Annotated in this window: 16 protein-coding genes and 1 tRNA gene; 7 read left to right on the top strand and 10 right to left on the bottom strand. The window is 33.1% G+C overall.

What is annotated here, in order from left to right; all coding sequences use genetic code 11:
* Positions 1 to 18: 18 nt before the first annotated feature.
* From RCH18_RS03390 to RCH18_RS03420, 7 genes are all read right to left on the bottom strand, one after another.
* Positions 19 to 1,941, bottom strand: coding sequence for an AMP-binding protein (locus tag RCH18_RS03390; RefSeq protein ID WP_326935441.1), 1,923 nt, complete (start codon positions 1,939 to 1,941; stop codon positions 19 to 21).
* The gene (locus RCH18_RS03395) at positions 1,938 to 2,300 is read right to left on the bottom strand and encodes a response regulator transcription factor (RefSeq protein ID WP_326935363.1); all 363 of its coding nucleotides are present in this window, start codon (positions 2,298 to 2,300) and stop codon (positions 1,938 to 1,940) included. Before RCH18_RS03395 ends, RCH18_RS03390 begins: the two co-directional genes overlap by 4 nt.
* Before the next feature lie 3 nt (positions 2,301 to 2,303).
* Entirely contained in the window at positions 2,304 to 5,009 is a 2,706-nt protein-coding gene (locus tag RCH18_RS03400; RefSeq protein WP_326935442.1) for an ATP-binding protein, read from the bottom strand.
* 267 nt (positions 5,010 to 5,276) lie between these two features.
* Complete coding sequence (locus tag RCH18_RS03405) at positions 5,277 to 7,028, bottom strand: sodium:solute symporter family protein (protein ID WP_326935364.1); 1,752 nt, start codon at positions 7,026 to 7,028, stop codon at positions 5,277 to 5,279.
* 29 nt (positions 7,029 to 7,057) lie between these two features.
* The gene (locus RCH18_RS03410; protein ID WP_326935365.1) at positions 7,058 to 7,318 is read right to left on the bottom strand and encodes a DUF4212 domain-containing protein; all 261 of its coding nucleotides are present in this window, start codon (positions 7,316 to 7,318) and stop codon (positions 7,058 to 7,060) included.
* A 26-nt stretch (positions 7,319 to 7,344) separates the two neighbouring features.
* Positions 7,345 to 8,583 (bottom strand): hypothetical protein, encoded by a 1,239-nt coding sequence (locus tag RCH18_RS03415; RefSeq protein WP_326935366.1) that lies wholly within the window; start codon positions 8,581 to 8,583, stop codon positions 7,345 to 7,347.
* 108 nt (positions 8,584 to 8,691) lie between these two features.
* A complete protein-coding gene (locus RCH18_RS03420; protein WP_326935367.1) occupies positions 8,692 to 9,111 on the bottom strand; it encodes an IS1/IS1595 family N-terminal zinc-binding domain-containing protein in 420 nt (139 codons plus the stop codon).
* A 402-nt stretch (positions 9,112 to 9,513) separates the two neighbouring features.
* Between RCH18_RS03420 and RCH18_RS03425 the strand changes: the two genes are divergently transcribed.
* Positions 9,514 to 9,750, top strand: coding sequence for a hypothetical protein (locus RCH18_RS03425; protein WP_326935368.1), 237 nt, complete (start codon positions 9,514 to 9,516; stop codon positions 9,748 to 9,750).
* A 66-nt stretch (positions 9,751 to 9,816) separates the two neighbouring features.
* Positions 9,817 to 10,086, top strand: a complete 270-nt coding sequence (locus tag RCH18_RS03430) for a YSC84-related protein (RefSeq protein ID WP_326935369.1) — start codon at positions 9,817 to 9,819, stop codon at positions 10,084 to 10,086.
* Positions 10,087 to 10,505: 419 nt separating this feature from the next.
* Here RCH18_RS03430 and RCH18_RS03435 read toward each other — a convergent pair whose 3' ends face one another.
* The 3 genes from RCH18_RS03435 to RCH18_RS03445 all read right to left on the bottom strand — a co-directional run bounded on the left by RCH18_RS03435 (position 10,506) and on the right by RCH18_RS03445 (position 15,395).
* Positions 10,506 to 12,674: a S9 family peptidase gene (locus RCH18_RS03435; RefSeq protein ID WP_326935370.1), complete on the bottom strand. Its 2,169-nt coding sequence runs from the start codon at positions 12,672 to 12,674 to the stop codon at positions 10,506 to 10,508.
* A gap of 669 nt (positions 12,675 to 13,343) precedes the next feature.
* Positions 13,344 to 14,909, bottom strand: a complete 1,566-nt coding sequence (locus tag RCH18_RS03440; RefSeq protein WP_326935371.1) for a hypothetical protein — start codon at positions 14,907 to 14,909, stop codon at positions 13,344 to 13,346.
* 413 nt (positions 14,910 to 15,322) lie between these two features.
* Positions 15,323 to 15,395 (bottom strand) — tRNA-Phe (locus RCH18_RS03445).
* Positions 15,396 to 15,493: 98 nt separating this feature from the next.
* Between RCH18_RS03445 and RCH18_RS03450 the strand changes: the two genes are divergently transcribed.
* Genes RCH18_RS03450 through RCH18_RS03470 form a run of 5 tightly spaced genes read left to right on the top strand, consistent with a single transcriptional unit; the run spans position 15,494 to position 19,533 of the window.
* Positions 15,494 to 16,228: a type III pantothenate kinase gene (locus tag RCH18_RS03450; RefSeq protein WP_326935372.1), complete on the top strand. Its 735-nt coding sequence runs from the start codon at positions 15,494 to 15,496 to the stop codon at positions 16,226 to 16,228.
* On the top strand, positions 16,221 to 17,468 hold the full coding sequence (locus RCH18_RS03455; RefSeq protein ID WP_326935373.1) for a hypothetical protein: 1,248 nt from the start codon (positions 16,221 to 16,223) through the stop codon (positions 17,466 to 17,468). Before RCH18_RS03450 ends, RCH18_RS03455 begins: the two co-directional genes overlap by 8 nt.
* Positions 17,469 to 17,503: 35 nt before the next feature.
* Positions 17,504 to 18,061 carry an LPS export ABC transporter periplasmic protein LptC gene (gene lptC, locus RCH18_RS03460; protein WP_326935374.1) on the top strand — a complete coding sequence of 186 codons (558 nt, stop codon included), beginning with the start codon at positions 17,504 to 17,506 and terminating at the stop codon, positions 18,059 to 18,061.
* Between the two features lie 8 nt (positions 18,062 to 18,069).
* The gene (locus RCH18_RS03465; RefSeq protein ID WP_326935375.1) at positions 18,070 to 18,270 is read left to right on the top strand and encodes a hypothetical protein; all 201 of its coding nucleotides are present in this window, start codon (positions 18,070 to 18,072) and stop codon (positions 18,268 to 18,270) included.
* A 3-nt stretch (positions 18,271 to 18,273) separates the two neighbouring features.
* The gene (locus tag RCH18_RS03470; RefSeq protein WP_326935376.1) at positions 18,274 to 19,533 is read left to right on the top strand and encodes a hemolysin family protein; all 1,260 of its coding nucleotides are present in this window, start codon (positions 18,274 to 18,276) and stop codon (positions 19,531 to 19,533) included.
* Positions 19,534 to 19,546: the final 13 nt, after the last annotated feature.

Below are 19,546 nucleotides of genomic sequence, written 5' to 3' on the forward strand. Positions count from 1 at the left end.
AGATAGATTTAGTTGTGTTTATTTTATATTATAAATTCCTATTTTGTATTTTTTTAGCACCTTGTCAATTTCATCCACAATACTCTCATCATCAATTGTAGATGGAATTTGGAAATCCTCTCCATCAGCGATATTTCTCATTAATTTACGCAGAATTTTACCAGAACGTGTTTTAGGCAATCGCTCTACAACAACCACATTTTGAAGCGAGGCAACCGCACCTATTTGCTGTCGAACTAATTTGATTACTTCTTGTTCTAATTGATAATTTTCTATATCATCATTTAATTTGGTTACCACTAACGCTAAGGGGATTTGTCCTTTTAAAGCGTCATTGATCCCAATCACAGCGCACTCTGCAACAGAGGTGTGAGAAGAAACGATCTCTTCCATTTCAGCTGTTGATAAGCGATGTCCAGCCACATTTATTACGTCATCAACCCTTCCTGTGATAAAAATATAATCGTCATCATCTTTGTAACCGCCATCTCCTGAGAAATAATAACCTGGAAATTGATTTAAATAACCTGCTTTAAATCTCGGATTGTCTTTCCATAAATCCAGTAATGTGCCTGGCGGCAAAGGTAGCTTAACTACCACATATCCTTCTTGATTGGGTGCTAATTCGATTCCTTCTTCGTTAAAAATTTGGATGTCGTAGCCGCAAACCGCTTTTCCTACTGAGCCAGGTTTAATAGCGAGTTGTTCCACTCCCATCATATTAGCAATCATAGGCCATCCTGATTCTGTTTGCCACCAATGATCAATTGCTGGGGCAGGAATGTGTTTTTGATACCATTCTAAAGTGGCTATATCACAACGCTCACCAGCAAGAAATTGCGTTTTTAACGAACTTAAATCATATTGTTTAATAAATTCGCCATCTGGATCTTCTTTTTTAATAGCACGAATGGCAGTAGGTGCGGTAAACATAGCATTTACTTTATGCTCTGCAATTATTCTCCAAAAAGTGCTTGCATCTGGAGTTCTAATAGGTTTTCCTTCAAAAATTAAGGTTGTAGTACGGTTTATTAATGGTCCATAAACAATAAAACTATGTCCTACAACCCATCCCACATCTGAAGCAGCCCAAAAAACCTCATCTGGTTGTACATTGTAAATATGAGTCATAGAAAATTTTAATGCAACGGCACAGCCGCCTGTGTCTCTCACTACACCTTTTGGTTTTCCTGTTGTGCCTGATGTATATAAAATGTATAAAGGATGTGTAGTATTTACAGCAACACAAGGAACTTCTTCTGAGCCGTAAACCAAAGCATCATAATCGACATCGTATTTTTTAAATGGAACTCTAGCCCCTAATTTTCTATTGAAAACAATCACTTTTTTAGGTGTATGTGAGGCCAGTGCGATCGCTTCATCAACTAGAGGTTTATAAGCAATTAATCGATCGACCTCAATACCTGACGAGGCTGTAATGATCAATCTGGGTTTGCAATCGTCAATACGAATGGCTAATTCATGCGGTGCAAAACCACCAAAAACAACGGAATGTGTCACCCCTATTCTCGCACATGCTAGCATTGCAAAAGCCGCTTGTGGAATCATGGGCATATAAATAACTGCTGTGTCTCCTTTTTTTAACCCAAGCGATAGCATTCCTCCAGCGAGTTTTGCCACTTCTGTTTTAACTTCTAAAAAAGTATATTTTTTTACGGTTTGCGTTACGGGTGAATCATATATTAAAGCCACTTGATCTCCAAAACCATCTTGAATGTGCTTGTCTAGCGCTAAATAACAAATATTTAATTCTCCATCTTTATACCATAGCGGATATCCATTTTCATCTGTTGAGATAATAACCTCAGGCTTGGTGTACCAATCAATTGCATCCGCTTGTTTTTTCCAGAATTTTTCTGGTTGCTCGATGCTTTCTGTATATATTTCCTTGTATGTCATGGTATTGAATTTATTTTTTATTGCATTAATTCATGAACTTGATCTACTAATTTTTTCACGGAGAAAGGTTTAGTTACGTATAAATTAGCACCTAGTGAAAGTCCTTTTTCTATATCTATTTCTTTATTTTTTGCGGATAAAAATATCACTTTACAATGTGCCAGTTTCTTGTCTTTTTTAATCTGCGCTAATGTGGCATAGCCGTCCACCATAGGCATCATCACATCGAGGATGATTATATCTGGAAGCTGGTTTCTTAAAATATCTAATGCTTCTTGTCCGTCACGGGCAATAAATACCTCAAAATTATTTTTTTTGAAGGTGTATTCTAATGACATTACGATATTAGGTTCATCGTCTACAATTAAAATTTTTTTCATGTTTTAATTATTTTCAGTTGTATTATAATTAGGTAGTGTAAAAATGAAAGTTGCGCCTTCTAGAACATTTTCTTCTGCCCAAATTTGTCCTTTATGATGGGCAATAATTTTTTTGCAAATGGCTAAGCCTAATCCACTTCCGATTGGTTTTTTTACGTTTTGATTCCGCGACTGATAGAATTTATCAAAAATTGCTTCAAAATCTTCTTTCTTAATCCCATTGCCATTGTTGTGAATTTTCACTTCGATGTTTCCCTTCTTTTCTCTAATCGAAATGGTTATTTTCCCGTTGCTAGAAGCGCTAAATTTTATAGCATTTGAAAGTAAATTAGTAACGACCTGAATAATTCGTTCTTCATCGTAAAAAGCTTTTATTACTGTGGAGGCCTCGGGAAATTCTATATTAATTTTTTTGTTTTTAATTAACTGTTGTAATGAAACTAGCGTGTTTTTGACCGTTTTTGAAATATCATTTTTAGATAAGTAAATTTTTTGCTTTCCAGTTTCAAATTTCTCTAAGTCTAATATTTTATCAATCAAGCGATTTAAGCGATCGGATTCAGAAATAATATTCTGTAAAAACTGTTTCCGCAGTTCTTCTGGAATATCATCGTCATCATGGAGGATTTCGCTTGCTGCACGAATAGCCGTAATTGGGGTTCTTAATTCATGGGTAACAGTATCCAGAAATTCATCTTTTTGAATGTCTTTATTTACCAACTCTAAATTGGCATTTTTCAGCTGCTCAGAGATTTTTTTTAATTCATTGGACGTATCGGTTAATTTTTTATTGATGATCAGGTTTTCTTTGGATTCTTCTAAAATTCGCAATACCTCTGGCAAACTGATTTTATCCTCCTTGATAACACTTGATATTAAAATTTTGGCGGAAGCCGTACCTATATGGCCTGTGAGTAAGTTTTCTGCAAATTTTATAAATCGCGCATCGGCTATGGTGCTGTTTTTATCCACATTGTATTTTAGATTAAAAATTGTCAATGCACGTTTTGTTCTTTCTTCACCTAGAAAACGACATAATACTTTCTGAATATCACTGATGTAAGCGGTTCCTTTCCATATAAAAGCATTTTCATGATTAGTGATATACTTATCAATATCTACAAACATTTCTGCATAATTACGTTCTCTATAATTGCCTTTAAAACTTACAGATATGGCTAAATAACTTACTATGTTAATAAGTAAACTCCAAAAAACAGCATGCGGGATAGGCTCTAAATAGTCCAATCCAAATAATTGAAAAGGTTTTAAAAGTGTAATTCCCCAAGGTCCTTGCTGAATAAAAAGACTGGTAGATTTCGAAATTCCTATAGCATAAGGAATCAATAGAGTGTATAAACACATTAAAAAACCTAAAATTATTCCAGTAACTGCACCACTTTTTGACCCTCTTCGCCAAAATATAGCGCCAAAAAAGGCTGGTGCTAATTGTGCAATAATTACAAAAGCTACTAATCCAATAGAGAATAAAGAGTAATCTAAAATAAAAACCCTATAAATCACATAAGACAAAATGATTAGCGAAAAAATACCAACCTTTCGACTGTTTACAATTCGTTTGTTATTTTTTTCTTGTGAAACGTTTTCCAGTGATCCTATAAATCCATACGGAATCAAAAGATTATTGCTTAACATAGTAGATAGTGAAATCGAGGAAACAATTATCATTGAAATCGCAGCCGAAAATCCACCTAAAAACACTAAAACAGTCAAGGTAGTATTATTAAATAATTGCGGAATCAGTAATGAATAGGTGTCTGAATTATGGCCTCTACCATCAAAAAGTATGTTACCTCCCCAAGCAATTGGAAAAACGAAAAGATTAAACAGTAACAAATACAAAGGGAATAACCAGACTGCGGTTTTGATATGTGTTTCTTTATTGTTTTCAACAATTGCTACATGAAATTGTCTAGGAAGTAAAAAAATGGCAAACATAGATAAGACACAAAGGAAAAACCAGTTGATGCCGTTAGTTAAACCGCCGATAGTGTTTTTTTTATCAAAATCTTTTAGCAAAGATGCCTGCTGATAAATGTCATCAAAGCCATCAAAAACAAAGTAGGTTACATATACGCCAACAATCAAAAAGAAAACTAGTTTTAAAATAGATTCCATTGCTACTGCTGTTACTATTCCACGTCTTTTTTCGGAAGCATCTACATATTTAGTCCCGTAATAGGAGGCAAAGAGTGCTAATGCTAAACACACGTAGGTTGTAGTATCAGTAAAAATATTTCCGCTAGAGCCCGTTTTAGTAACAATGTGAAAAGTATCCGAAATAGATTTTAGCTGTAAGGCAATATAAGGTACAATCCCAAAAATACAAATCAGAGTTACTAATGCACCTAGAAATCTACTATTCCCGTACCGCAAAGAAATAAAGTCTGCAATACTAGAGATTTTATTGACTCTTGAAATACTAATAATTTTTTTGAGAATTATGATCCAAGCTGGAATAATAATTATAGGACCTAAATAAATTGTTAAGTAACTTAATCCAGATTCTGCCGCTACACCTATACTTCCGTAATAAGTCCATGCAGTGCAATAAACGGCTAATGAAAATGAATAGACGTAGGGATTGTTTGTCCATTTAGAATGACTTCTTTTTTCAGACCAATGGGCTATAAAAAAAAGAATTGCCAAGTATAGCACTAGAATTAATAGAAGTCCAATACTATTCATCATATCTTTTTATAATTATAAAAGAAATAGCGATGGAAAAAAGCCATACCGAAAAGATATAAATGTAAATAATAGGAAAACCAAACAGAGGTTGAGAACTATCAAATAAAAGCAAGAGCGGAATATTCAATGCTGCTAAAATGAGCATTGAAAGAATAACCAACTTTTGTTCGTGTCTTTTCTTCATGGAGTTAAAAATATACAATCTCTACAAGCAAATGTAGAGATTGTATGGTTTAAAATAGATATAATACACTTTTAAATCCTTTAATGTGTAGCGTCACCAGCGCCAGAAGGAATTCTAATATTTTCAACAATATCTTGTACATCTTGAGGTGGAGCAGCAGTAAAGCTTTTTACAATAAGTGCTACTGCAAAGTTTGCTAACATGGCAATAGTTCCAAAACCTTCAGGAGAAATGCCAAACCACCAACTTTCTTTTAAACCAGCTACAGCATCTTTGCCACCGTCAAACAGACCAAATTTAAATTTCAGCATATAAAAAATCATTAGCAATAGTCCCACGATCATACCTGAAATTGCACCTTCTTTATTCATTTTTTTATCGAAAATACCTAGGATAATAGCTGGAAAAAGTGATGCAGCCGCCAACCCAAAAGCGAGTGCAACAACGGCGGCGACAAAACCAGGTGGATTGATTCCGAAATAACCAGCAATTATTACAGCAACAGCTGCCGCTGCACGAGCAGCCCAAAGTTCGCCTTTTTCAGAAATATTTGGGTTGATCATTTTCTTGATAATATCATGAGATACTGAGGCTGAAATTACTAGTAATAATCCCGCAGCAGTGGATAATGCAGCCGCTAATGCTCCAGCAGCAACTAGGGCAATAACCCAGTTAGGCAAGTTGGCAATTTCAGGATTGGCAAGTACCATAATATCTTTATCAATCACTAACTCACTTCCTTTATTTCCTTTAGCTTCTTGTGCCGCTAAAAAGGTTTCGTCTTTTGATGCATCATTATAATACTGAATTATACCATCATTGTTTTTATCTTGAAATGTCAACAATCCAGTTTTCTCCCATTTAGTAAACCATGCAGGCATCGATGTGTACTCTTTACCATTTACAGTGTCTATTAAATTAGTTTTTGCAAAAACGGCAATTGCAGGTGCTGTAGTGTATAAAATTGCAATTAAGATCAAAGCATATCCAGCTGATTTCCTAGCGTCTTTTACTCTTTTTACAGTAAAAAAACGTACAATTACATGTGGTAATCCTGCAGTACCAACCATTAATGCTAATGTAATTGCAAAAACATCAACCATTGATTTTGTTCCATCGGTGTAAACAGCAAATCCAAGATCTGTAGAAAGCCCATTTAATTTGTCAATAAGATACGTGTCAGTTCCAGCTAATTTTCCGCCCATTCCTAATTGTGGAATTGGGTTTCCTGTCATTTGAATCGAAATAAATATGGCAGGAACCATAAAAGCAAATATTAAAACGCAATACTGCGCCACTTGGGTATAAGTGATTCCTTTCATTCCTCCTAAAGTAGCGTAGAATAATACGATTACCATTCCTATAATAACACCAGTGTCGATGTCAACTTCTAAAAATTTAGAAAACACTAAACCTACACCGCGCATTTGACCAGCAACATAAGTAAATGAAACTACTAAAGCACAAATAATTGCAACGGTTCTCGCACTGTTAGAATAATAACGCTCTCCAATAAAATCAGGAACCGTAAATTTTCCAAACTTTCGAAGATAAGGAGCAAGTAAAAGTGCCAGAAGTACGTATCCTCCGGTCCAGCCCATTAAATAAACGGCTCCATCATAGCCATCAAAGGAAATAATTCCTGCCATTGAAATAAATGAAGCAGCACTCATCCAGTCAGCAGCTGTTGCCATACCATTTGCTAAAGGAGAAATTTCGCCTCCAGCAACATAAAATTCTTTAGTAGATCCGGCACGTGACCAGATCGCAATTCCAATATAAAGAGCAAAGGTTACTCCAACAAGTATATAGGTCCAAGTTTGTAAATCCATGATTTTTACTTTTTTTTATAGTTTTATAATTATTCGTCGTAACCGTATTTCTTATCTAATTTGTTCATTAGTCTTACATAAACAAATATCAGTATTACAAATACATAAATTGAACCTTGTTGTGCAAACCAAAAACCAAGTGGAAAACCACCTATTTTAATAGTGTCTAATGCTTCTTTGAAAAATATTCCTGCTCCGTAGGAAACGGCGAACCAAATGCTCAATAATATCAGAAGATATCGTAGATTTTCATTCCAGTAGGCCGTTGCGTTATCTTGTTTATCGCTCATAGTAATTGTGGTTAATTGTTAGTATTTTATAGGTAAATCATTGCTTGTAATGTAATGGTATTCACAGCCTTGCTTAAGCCGTATTTTAAGGTCTGATATTCAAGGGTTAATTTAGAATGATGTCCACTAAAAAACGCATTTGCACCTATGCCTAATTGGGATGCATTATCATTTAAAGCTTCTATTTGTCTATCGCTATACGATACGTAGGGTTGAAAACGCGTTTTTGATTTTCCAGGAATTAGATATCCTAACTGTGTGTGAAGCATGGATCCAGTTTCGTAGGTTGTGCCTAATGTGTAATTTTTCCCATAATCTGAATTTTGGTATAAAGCGTAAGCGGTAAGAGCAGCGCCTTGTGTTCCTAAAGGCACATCATAAAAAGCATCTAAGCCTAGAACAGAAATATTTTCTCCGCTTAGTTTTCCAGAATTATCTGCTACCACAGATCCATTGGGATGCGAAAAGAAGCCCGCTCCAATATTAAATACTTTTTTAGTTCCTAAATGGGTTCCCACTTTATAAGGTAAAAAATTACTCTCTGATTCTAATAAGCTGTATTCAAAATAACCAGAGTAGGTTCTCCCTGATTCTTTAGAACCTAATAATCGTCTTCCTGTGTAAGTTGCCGCACCGCTATTAATTGGTAATCCCGTAGGTTGAAGGTTATTTGATGCTGCACTATTCATCGAAACACGATACTGAAATTTACCATAAGTTCCTTTAGCATAAACTCCAATATGTCTAGCAAACTGATCTGATAAGCCTAATGTTGCCCATGCTTGGCGCTGATTATCTAATGTTAAAATATTCAAAGTGCTTTGATTGTTTAAACGAGAGATCCCATTCCAATAGTGTAATCCTGCACCTACAGCATTGTTCTTGCCAACGCTATATTGTGCCCATACATCGTGCAAGAATAATTGTGATCCCGCACCTTGCCCTGTAGGACTCATAGTTTCTGAATTTAAACTGTTAAGTCCGAAATGAGTTAAAATCAAGAAGTCTTTGTTAATTTGTGCGTACATTAATACACGCGCTCTTCTTACGCTGAAATCTAAATCAGCTTGTTCGTTCCCATTACCATCAAGAGAACGATCTGAATTGTATTGTCCCCAGATTTGAGCCCACGAAATAACTCTCAAATATTTTGATCCATCGTCATTGAGGTTAAACTTCATTCCGGCGCCATAATCGGGAGATCCCTGCGAAAAGCCTTTGAAAAAGAAAAGCAGCAAAACTGCCAATAGATAAACTTTTTTCATAAATAAGTAAAGATTTGGTTAAACGAAGTGGTTAGTTTCAACGGTGCCAAATTCAATTATTTTTATTTAAAAAAAAAGTATCCTATATTTTTGTGTAAATGAGTATAGTTAATCTTTAAATCGTTCCCATTTTATGAGCATAAATTTATCACCTAGTTCAGTAATAATCATACCTGCGCCAGACAATAATTGTTTGTTTTTAATATACTCTACTAATTCTAAGTGGTTAAAGATCTTGTAAGTAGGATGATAGTTTACTTGCGACGGTTTTTTTATATTATAGGATTTTACCCAGTTGCTCACCGTAACATGAGATACACCGATGATTCTTTCTATTTCTCTATAACTTAAGCCTTCAAGATAAAGCTGCAACGCTTTAGTTACATAATAATCATCAATCTTTTTACCTATCTTATTCACCGTAAAAAAATAGTTGCATTTTTTGCATAAGTACCTTTGTTTATTGTTGATGACACCGCTTTTTATGATGTGATCGCTTTGGCATTTTGGACAGATTAAAAGTTCCATATATAGTAATTTTGCATAAATATAGTAATTTAGCAATAATCATAAAGAGAATAACACAATTAAATCATTTTAAATTTATGAAAGGTGTTTTTTTATTGAAAAATAGTTGCGATTTTAATATGTTTCTTTCTTTTTTAGAATAAAGTAAGAATCAAATTTATCGTTGTTTGACTGTTGAGTTAGGTATGGTTTTTAAGGATACTTCAAACCGCAGGTAAAAAACAAATAGATTAAATAGAAAAATATCTTTTAGTTCCTCTTTTCTATTTATAATTATCAGCGAAGGAGTTAAATACTTATGTAGTTGATAATCAGTACAATTTAATCAGATTCAAAAAACTTATGTGATATTTGAGTATTGCTATTTTACTTTTTTTTCAATCTAAAATAAAGTATTTTAACATGAATTATTTTGTAACAATTAAAAATATCGACATGAAAAAATTAAACAGCATTTGGATAATAGTGGCAATTGGTGTACTCAGCTCTACAACGGTTTTTGGGCAATCGGAGGTCAAGAAAAATAAAATTATCGCCGACAGTAAGATTGCAAAGGAGGAGTTTCTTAAAACTGACGGTTTGATGAAAGGACTTTTTGAAGATGCTATTGGGTATGTAATATTTCCTAATGTGGGGTAGGCTGGTTTGGGTATAGGAGGTGCTGCTGGTAGCGGGGTTGTTTATGAGCGTGGCAAACTTATAGGTATGGCCAAACTTACACAAGTCAGCATAGGATTTCAGGCTGGTGGTCAGGCATATCGTCAGGTGATATTTTTTGAGTCAGATAGTGATTTAGCACGCTTCAAGAATAGTCAATTTGAGTTTTTCGCTCAAGCTTCAGCAGTAGCTGTTAAAGCTGGTGCGTCAACGAATGTAAAGTATGCTAATGGCATCATGGTGTTTACCATGCAAAAGGGTGGACTAATGTACGAAGCATCAATAGGTGGGCAGAAGTTCAAGTTTAACAAACTGTGACGTATTTTTTAGCTGGGTATTTGCCAACCCTAAGCATTTTTGTTACATTTTTGAAGGGAAACTATTCATTGTTTAATTAAAGTTGGGTTATCTTGACAACAAATAAACAACTTGAAAATAAAAAAAAGGAGCCAATAACTCCTTTTTTTGTGTTATGATCACGCCGTAATAAAAACTATCAAAGGTTAAACTTATAGGTTTGTGTACAATAATTTAGAGCTTATTTTTAGGAGGGCTTATCTCGGTTTTAAACTCTTAAAATGAATAAATTGTGACAATGGGAAAAGCTTGACTTTTAAATTTTTGCCTTTCTACTTTTTGATTAATGTTTTTTTGTATAATGTTTCGCACTTGAACCATTAATAGATTGTAACTGTCTATTGCTAGTCAAAAAAGTAAAGCGATTGAAAATATTCGGGTTAATTGTCTTTATTTTTATCAATATATCTTTCAAAGAACTCAAATGTTCGCAACATTTGGTCCATACGTTGTCTGTTGTCACCATTTCTTGTGATTTCATGTGTTGCTCCCGGATGTACCACATATTCAACTGGACGTCCTAAGACTTTAAGACTGCGAAACATCATTTCGCCTTGAACGAATCCTGTGCGGCGATCACTGCCTCCATGAAAAATAATGAATGGGGTTTTAATGTTTTCAACATAAGTAATGGGTGATTCTCTTATCAAAATTTCCTTCACTTTTGGTTCCCATGGATAGCCTCCAAAATAATTAGGGACTAATCTCCATGCATTTCCTTCACCAAAAAATGTTGGAAGATCATAAACTCCGCGTTGTGCACATGCGGCTTTAAAACGATTGTCATGGCTAATAATCCATGCAGTAAGGTAACCAGCATAAGAGCCTCCTGTAATTAATAGATTTGAAGGATCAGCCCAGCCTTGATCAACAGTTTTATCTAAAGCAGTCAGGACATCACTTGACGGACCTTTGCCCCAATCATTGATGTTGCCTCTTAAAAATTCTAAGCCATAGCCACCTGATCCGCGAGGATTACTATATACTACACCATAGCCTTTGCCGCAAAAATATTGGTACTCATGCCACATACTATCTTGGCCAGGTCCCCACATAGCGGACGGTCCGCCATGAATTTCGAGCAACAATGGATATTTTTCTCCTTCTTTGTAGTTAGTTGGCTTCATTACCCAATATTCAATTGTCATTCCTAAATCATTGACAAAGGAGTTTTTTTCTGGAAAGGATAGTTTTTTGTTTAGGACCCAATCGTTAAAATTACTTCCCTTTCTATGTTTTTTAAAATTAGAATTTGTAAAATACAGTTCGGAGGGATTTTGCACCTCTGTTTTTGAATATACAAGTATATTGTTTACAATGTCAAAACTGGTAATGCCAATCTCATTACCGGACAACGCATTTACTTCTTTTGTGGAAATATTAACTCTGTTTAAAATAGTTCCTCCATTGCTTTGTGCGGTAAAGTACAAGTATTTGTCATCCGTACTCCAAGTAAGATTTGTTTTCTCACGATCAAAAGGGATTGTTATAATATCTTTTTCTGTTCCATTAATGGGCATTATTGCCAGTGTGGGAACTGATATAAAAGAAGTGTTACTGACCAAAAAAGCTAACTGTTTTCCCGAATGCGATAAAGATGCGTTGCTATATCGCTTATCTTTTCCTCCTAAAATCATTTTGAAATTACCACCATCACTATCGGCTAAATAGATTGCGCTCTCTAAGGAGCGATCTGGATTTTGTATACTGTCAATGGCACCAGAGAAAAGTATTTGTTTTCCATCTGGCGTGTATTCTGCATCTGTAAGATTATAAAAACCTTTCGTGAGCGAGCGAGGTAGGGACTCTTTAGTGGTATTTACAGCAAAGAAGTAATTGAAATTTATCTCGGAAGAAATAGAAGATTCATTTTGAAAATTTAATTTATTGAGAACAATTGCTTTTTTGTCAATTGCATTTTTATCTAAATAAGCTCTTATTTCTGATAAATCACCGTTGGGATTTGGTTTGCTACTATTCAGTAGCAAATATTCATTTTTGTTAAATCCGGGTTTTTCCATTGTCCAAGTTGGTATGGAGTGCGCCTTGTTTAAAGTAGAATCTTTAATTAATTCTTGTAATGAAATACTCGACGAAAACAGGATTTTGTTGCCATCTGGAGCCCATTTTGGATTTTTTGCACCATATTTAAAGTTGGTTAATTGCATTGGTTCTCCTCCCGCCATCGATAAAATAAAAATCTGAGATTTATCTGCCACAAAGCGAGTAAAAGCAAGTTGCTTTCCATCTGGGCTCCACACAGGTTTAATTGCATCTTCTTTGGAAGTAGTCAGTTGGACGGGAGCTGCAGTGATTGACGTTGAAGCAGTATAGATCTGGGTACTATACTTATAATCCTGAGTGTTCTTTTGATCGGCTTCAATCGAGGTTACCGTAAAAGCTGCTTTTGTGCCATCTTTAGTGAGTGTTATATTGCTAATAGTCTTTATTTTCAACATGTCTGTAATGTCTACAGGTTCTGTGGTGGTTTGCGCAAAGGAGGTATGTAATGTTGCAATAAAAAAAAGCAGTACTGAAAATTCTTTCATAATTTTGATTTTGAAGTTGATCTTTATTATGATCTTTGGCTTAGAATGAGGATAACTGTTTCAAATGCTACAGTTTTTTACATTGCACGATCGTATAAAAATTAGGTTTAGTTTTTGAGTAAATATATAAAAAAGTATAGATTAACCACTCTTGCTTTAATTTATTGTTTAATAACTTCTTTGTGTTAACGGATATTGCAAATTAATATGACGTATAAAATTACGATCATTTTATTGATACAGGGTTTGTTTAATAAACACTTTTACAATAAACTTTGTTATTTATTCTAACACAAAATGTTCTTCACGAGGCAAAATAAAAATTAAATAGAAAAATAGTGTCAAAAGCAAGTAACGGCGTAATTTTTACTCAAAAAATTCATTTAGTTGATAAAAAAAGATTGGCTAATGCTACTGTAGGATATAGATTTCTATAACAGCTGATAAAAAAGTGCAACTATTCAAATAGCAGAAAGACAATGCGTTGAAAGTTTGCTTTACTAACGTAAATTAATCAGAAGGAGTAAAATTTAAATATTTTATGCTGTATTTGTCTTAAAACCTTATTTTCTGATGTTGCATTATAGAATTCACACAAAATTAAATTTATAAAACTCAAAATTTCAAAAGCTTGGTAGAACTACAATAATTGATAGAAGAAACGATTTTTTATAAAAACGTTTTTTTTAGTCCCTCAGCAAAGCACAACCAAAAAAAATTGAAAAATGATTTCTCTTTAATTCGCTCGACTTGTATTTCGCTTTCTACGAGCTCGCCGCCAGAATCATTTTTTAGCAGTAAATTCCCCAGCCAGCTTTTTAAAACGCTTTTTTTATCTCGATTCTTTTTCTGGTATATTTCCATATTTAAGTCGTGATAACGCAAAGCAAAGTTCCCATTTGCAATGTGATTATTGCCAGTGTAATCAAAATAGACTTGGTTAAAAGTCCCTTGAAGTGTTGCGTTTAAATATGGTTTTGTAAAAATAGCCAATTGATTTGTTTCAAAATTTTTAATACTACCTTTTATGTTAAAACCATCTGATGTGTCCATTACATTAAAATGCCACTTCACCACCATTGGGGATTTATTCATGAATTTACAGTTTATAGATATCAAAACATCAGGTAAATTATTGTTTTGATATCCACTATAAAGATTTGTTGCTTGTAAATTAAATGATCCAAATTTCAATACACCCGCACCATTATTAAACGTCTTTTCTTCTTCATATACTAAATTCGAATTATTTATGGTCAGTGAGTCAATTTGTAGATCAAATTTTAATTCGCGTAAAAGTTTATTGTAAAGCGGTTTAACTGAAAGATCGTCTTTAGGAATTTTGCTTCTGTATATATTGGCGTCGGCCTTTTCAATCACAATTTGAGTGGTTTTAAAAAAAAGTATTTCTTCTTTAAATCCCCAATTCATATTTTTGATCGCGATCTTATCCGCTTTCAATGTGTATAAATCGCGTTCTTTTTCAGATTGATCGACAAATTGTTGTCGACTAAGTAAGGATGTCATGGAGAAACTATTCATCTCAAGTCCCGAGTTGGTGGTGCTGATTTTAGCAGCTTTTATTTGATACGCTTTATCAGTTTGGTAGATTAAGCTATCACAGCTAAAAGCATAACTTTTATAAGAAAATGGGATTTTGTTATTCAACGTTTTTTCGGAGATAGCGAGGTCATTAAGTTGTACAATAACTTTCTGCGCTGTAAAAAGTGTTTTATTGTTTTTAATATTAACAATAGAAAAGTTGCCGTTTTCAATATTGACATTAGCTACTTTTATAATTTGTTCAAACGGAGCTACGATTTGCGTACTGACGTTTTTAGTAGAATTAATTGTTTTGTCACTATATTTAAAAAGAGTGATTTTTGGTTTAGAAAAAGTAATGTTACGAGCCTCTATTTTATTTTTGAAAAGTAGTGAAAAAATTTTATAATCATCAACCGTAATATTTTCAATTGAGGCAAAGATTCCATTTTTACTTAGGCTATCTTTTTGTCTTTTTTTAGGCAGTATAATAATTCCTGAAGCAGTAATTTTTCTCGAAAATAATGAAATCTCCATCTTTTCGTATTTTATGTCGTATGGAGTTTCGTTTTTGTCTAAAATTATTTTTGGAAGTTGGTAATTGACCCACAAGTTTGTAGCAAAGCTTAACGCTGCAATGAAAAGGATAATTCCTAAAATTATAACTCCTATTTTTTTTACTTTATCTTTCATAAATAACGTGCGTGATTGCTAAAGATAAGGACAAATGAAATAGTAACTCTTTATAATTGACAGAAATTTATTGGTTGATTAGAACATATAATACTAAAAAATAGGGGAAATAAGATTTTGAAGCAGTGCTTTTTATATGCTATTCAGTTTCTAAATTTGGATCTAATTTAATAAATCAATTTACGTTTCCTAAAAGGTTTTTATAACCTTTTAGGTATTGTTTTAAAATTTGTCCACTAATGTTTTGAAAACCGTAAATAAAAATTCATTAAAGTTCAGAGTCATTATTTCAGTAAATAAGCGGTTTTTACTCGTGACTTTTTAATGCTGAATAAAATGAATTATGTAAATCAATTTATAAATGGCTTACTGATTTTAAAACAAAAAACCCGAATATTTCTATTCGGGTTTTGTGGTACCTCCAGGGATCGAACCAGGGACACATGGATTTTCAGTCCATTGCTCTACCATCTGAGCTAAGGTACCGTGCTATTGCGGGTGCAAAGATAGAATCATTTTTAATATATCCAAACCATTTTTTTAAAAAAATCAATTCGTACCTTCGCCACCGCAAATAATGAATTATGATTTTAGTTGTTGATGTGGGTAATTCTAGAATTAAAGCTGCTGTATTTGAGCAAGCTATGCTTTTAGAAAGTTATGTTTTTGATAATATAAACCTCAAAATAAATATTCAAAATATTTTAAATAAATTTCAAAAGGTGACTGAATTGGTGGTTTCTTCAGTAGCAAACTTAGATAAACAGTCGTTTTTAGACTTCGATTCATCGCTAAAAGTTTCATTTATCACTACAACCGATTCTTTTCCGTTTCATAATAAATACAGCACACCACAAACATTAGGAATAGACAGAATGATTCTTGCAGCAGGAGCAGTACTTGCTTTTCCAAATCAAAATAGACTGGTAATTGATGTTGGTACTTGTATAACTTATGATTTTATTGATGATCAAAATAATTATTTAGGTGGTGCTATTGCACCAGGATTGCGATTGCGTTATGAGTCGCTACATAATTACACCGCAAAATTGCCGCTACTGTCATTAGAATCTCCAAACTATATTACTGGAAACTCCACTTCTAACTCTATTCACTCAGGAATAGTCAATGGAGTGGTTTATGAAATAGATGGATTTATTAATGAATATAAATTATCCTATCCAAATTTTATAATAATTTTAACGGGTGGCGATACAGATTTTTTGGCTAAACGATTAAAAAATACCATATTTGCCAATTCAAATTTTCTGCTTGAAAGTTTGAATCAAACACATCAATATAAAATCAAAAATGATTAAAAAAATTATAGTAAGCTTATGTTTACTTTTGTCTTTAGTGTCTTTTGCTCAAGATGGAACAGCTTCTCCATATTCTTTTTACGGTATAGGTGATGTAAGATTTAAGGGCACACATGAAATTCGTTCGATGGCAGGAATCGCAATTGAGCAGGACAGCATTCACATGAACTTACAAAATCCAGCTAGTTATGCCAGTTTAAAACTTTCAACGTTTACTTTAGGGGGCACCTATGCCACTTCTAAACTAAAAGATGAGAAAAATGCAGCAAATACGAAAAGAAGTACTTTAGATTACTTGGCTGTTGGATTGCCATTGGGAAAATTTGGAGTGGGTTTTGGATTAATTCCTTACTCTTCAGTGGGGTATAAAATTAGAAAAATAGGATTAGCAGATCAAAACAATCAAAGTTTTAACGGGACCGGAGGTTTAAATAAAGCATTTATTGGTGTAGGTTATAAAATAACTCCGCAACTGAGCATTGGAGCAGATGCAAATTATAATTTTGGTAAAATTGAAACTAGCAATTTTGAATATATTACTGGTATTGCTACAGGTACTAGAGAATTAAATGACGTAGATTTATCAGGGGTAAATTTTAATGCTGGACTGATGTACCAGACCAAAATTTATAAAAAGGTATCCTTTTTTAGTAGTTTAAATTATTCTATAGAAAGCACTTTAAATTCAAAGAATACAAGAAACATTTCAACGGCATTATATAATTCCAATTTTGATTTAAGTATTGTAGATGTTTTACAAGACATAAAAGAAGAGAAAAAATTAGAAGTGCCCAGTAAATATGCTTTAGGTGCTGGTGTGGGAGAAGCTCAAAAATGGTTAGTAGGTATTGGATATTCGTTCCAAAAAGCGGCTTCGCTAAGTAATACTTATAATTCCTTAGCTAATGTTACGTATGAGAAAAATGCTAAATATAGTATTGGTGGGTATTATATTCCTAATTACAATTCATTCTCCAGTTATGCTCAAAGGGTAACGTATAGAGGTGGATTTAGATATGAGAATACAGGTTTAGTAATTAATGCGGAACCTATAAACGATATGGCTTTAACATTAGGTTTTGGATTGCCATTATCAGGAACCTTCTCTAATGTAAACATTGGTTTTGAATTAGGTAAAAAAGGAACAACTACTGCTAATTTAGTGGAGGAAAATTACGCAAATCTGAGTATTAGTCTATCTCTTAACGAGCAGTGGTTTATTAAAAGAAAGTTTAATTAGAGTATTTTTAATAAACTATTTAGTATACAGTATGTATGACTTTATTTAAAAAATACAATTTAAAATGGATTGTCACAGTTCTTGCTGCGACTCTTGTTTTTGGTTGTGAGAGCAATTTTAAAGACATACAAAAAAACAATATATCTGAATTTTTTCCCAGCAGCGATGCGGATTTAGTCAATTTAAAATATACTGATTCAGGGAGAATTACAGCTGTACTGGTAAGTGCAAAAATGCTTGATTATGCCAGTGTTGCCTATCCATTTACTGAATTTCCTAAGGGAATAGATGTGACGCTTTATGATAAAAAAGGTAAAAAAACATTTATAAAATCTAATTATGCTATCTCTTACAAAGGCACAACCATTATAGATTTGCAGGGGAAAGTAAAAATTTTTACTGAAGAAGGGCAAACATTAGAAACAGAACAACTTTACTTTGATCAAAAAAATCAATGGTTTTATACTGAAAGGAGATTCAAATTGACGGGGCCAAAAGGAGTTTCAAATGGTCAAGGAATTGATTTTAGTAAAGATTTTAAAATTATAAATTCGCAAAAAATTACAGGCGAAGTAGAAACAAACGATAAATAAAAGTAACTATGAATTATTTAAAATTTACACAATACGTATATCTGGTTTTTGGTGCTTACTTCGTGTACGATGGGATCACAAAACTAAACAATCCTGCATTAGGCGGTTCACCTTGGTTGAGTTTTATTATTGCAGCAGTGGCAGTTTTTATGTTTTTCTTTAGAAGAAAATTTGCAAAAAAATTTGAAGATAGAAATAAAAAATCCTAATCAATGGAAATTAGTATTATCGTTTTTTGTCTAATACTAAGTGCTTTTTTTTCAGGAATGGAGATAGCATTTGTTTCCTCCAATAAAATATATCTTGAAATTGAAAAGAAACAAGATAATTTTATTTCAAAAATACTGACAAAATTAGTAGAGAAACCAACTAATTTTATTGTTTCTATGCTTGTTGGAAATACCATTGCCTTAGTGGTCTATGGGTTTTTTATGGGCGAAGTACTGATGAATTTTTTTCAGCTTTTAGAATATCCCATTTCTAAGGGTTTAAATTTAGTGTTACAAATATTTATTTCTACAGTTGTTATTTTGATTACTGCTGAATTTCTTCCTAAAGTTTTCTTCCAGATCTATGCCAATACACTAATTAAGTTTTTTGCAATTCCTGCATATCTTTTTTATAAGATTTTTTATTTTATTGCTGCATTTTTTATTGCAATTTCTGATTTTATTTTACGAAAATTTTTTAGAACTGAGGGTGATATTACGCCACTCTTTTTTAGTAAAATTGAACTTGGCAATTACATCACTGAGCAAATGAGCACCGTTGAAGATAATGAATTAGTAGATTCAGAAATATTGATGTTTCAAAATGCTTTAGAATTTTCTGGTGTCAAAGCTAGAGATGTAATGACGCCTAGAATTGAAATTGTAGCCATTGATATATTTGATTCTATAGAAGATCTTAGAACATTATTTATTGCAACAGGGTATTCAAAAATTGTGGTGTACCAAAACTCTTTTGACGATATCATTGGATACGCTCACTCCTTTGACATGTTTAAAAAACCCAATAGCATTAAGGAAATTGTAATTTCAGTTGAGTTTGTTCCTCAAACTATTTATATCAAAGATGCAATGAACTTGCTTACAAAAAAGCGAAAAAGTGTAGCTGTAGTTTTAGATGAACATGGTGGAACATCAGGAATTATTACTCTGGAAGATATTATTGAAGAACTTTTTGGTGAGATTGAAGATGAACATGATTCGAATGAAGAACTAATTGAAAAACAACTCAGTGAAGATACTTATTTATTCTCAGCTCGATTAGATGTAGAATATTTAAATCTAAATTACAAACTCCAAATTCCAGAGGAGGATTCTTATGGTACACTTGGCGGTTTTATAGTAGACTTTACTAAAGAGATTCCGCAAAAAGGAGCTGTAATCGCCATAGGAAATTATCACTTTATCATTGAAGAAGCGACAAATAAGAAAATAGAATTGGTTAAAATGACAGTGCAAGACTGATTTTTATTAAGAA

This window comes from Flavobacterium sp. PL11, assembly GCF_035985025.1.
In the GTDB taxonomy this organism is placed as follows: domain Bacteria; phylum Bacteroidota; class Bacteroidia; order Flavobacteriales; family Flavobacteriaceae; genus Flavobacterium.

Bases quoted from the DNA above. Each gene is read 5' to 3' on its own strand.
- RCH18_RS03395 (WP_326935363.1), bottom strand. From the start codon at position 2,300: ATGAAAAAAATTTTAATTGTAGACGATGAACCTAATATCGTAATGTCA.
- RCH18_RS03400 (WP_326935442.1), bottom strand. From the start codon at position 5,009: ATGAATAGTATTGGACTTCTATTAATTCTAGTGCTATACTTGGCAATT.
- RCH18_RS03405 (WP_326935364.1), bottom strand. From the start codon at position 7,028: ATGGATTTACAAACTTGGACCTATATACTTGTTGGAGTAACCTTTGCT.
- RCH18_RS03410 (WP_326935365.1), bottom strand. From the start codon at position 7,318: ATGAGCGATAAACAAGATAACGCAACGGCCTACTGGAATGAAAATCTA.
- RCH18_RS03415 (WP_326935366.1), bottom strand. From the start codon at position 8,583: ATGAAAAAAGTTTATCTATTGGCAGTTTTGCTGCTTTTCTTTTTCAAA.
- RCH18_RS03420 (WP_326935367.1), bottom strand. From the start codon at position 9,111: ATGGAACTTTTAATCTGTCCAAAATGCCAAAGCGATCACATCATAAAA.
- RCH18_RS03425 (WP_326935368.1), top strand. From the start codon at position 9,514: ATGAATTATTTTGTAACAATTAAAAATATCGACATGAAAAAATTAAAC.
- RCH18_RS03430 (WP_326935369.1), top strand. From the start codon at position 9,817: ATGGCCAAACTTACACAAGTCAGCATAGGATTTCAGGCTGGTGGTCAG.
- RCH18_RS03435 (WP_326935370.1), bottom strand. From the start codon at position 12,674: ATGAAAGAATTTTCAGTACTGCTTTTTTTTATTGCAACATTACATACC.
- RCH18_RS03440 (WP_326935371.1), bottom strand. From the start codon at position 14,909: ATGAAAGATAAAGTAAAAAAAATAGGAGTTATAATTTTAGGAATTATC.
- RCH18_RS03450 (WP_326935372.1), top strand. From the start codon at position 15,494: ATGATTTTAGTTGTTGATGTGGGTAATTCTAGAATTAAAGCTGCTGTA.
- RCH18_RS03455 (WP_326935373.1), top strand. From the start codon at position 16,221: ATGATTAAAAAAATTATAGTAAGCTTATGTTTACTTTTGTCTTTAGTG.
- lptC (WP_326935374.1), top strand. From the start codon at position 17,504: ATGACTTTATTTAAAAAATACAATTTAAAATGGATTGTCACAGTTCTT.
- RCH18_RS03465 (WP_326935375.1), top strand. From the start codon at position 18,070: ATGAATTATTTAAAATTTACACAATACGTATATCTGGTTTTTGGTGCT.
- RCH18_RS03470 (WP_326935376.1), top strand. From the start codon at position 18,274: ATGGAAATTAGTATTATCGTTTTTTGTCTAATACTAAGTGCTTTTTTT.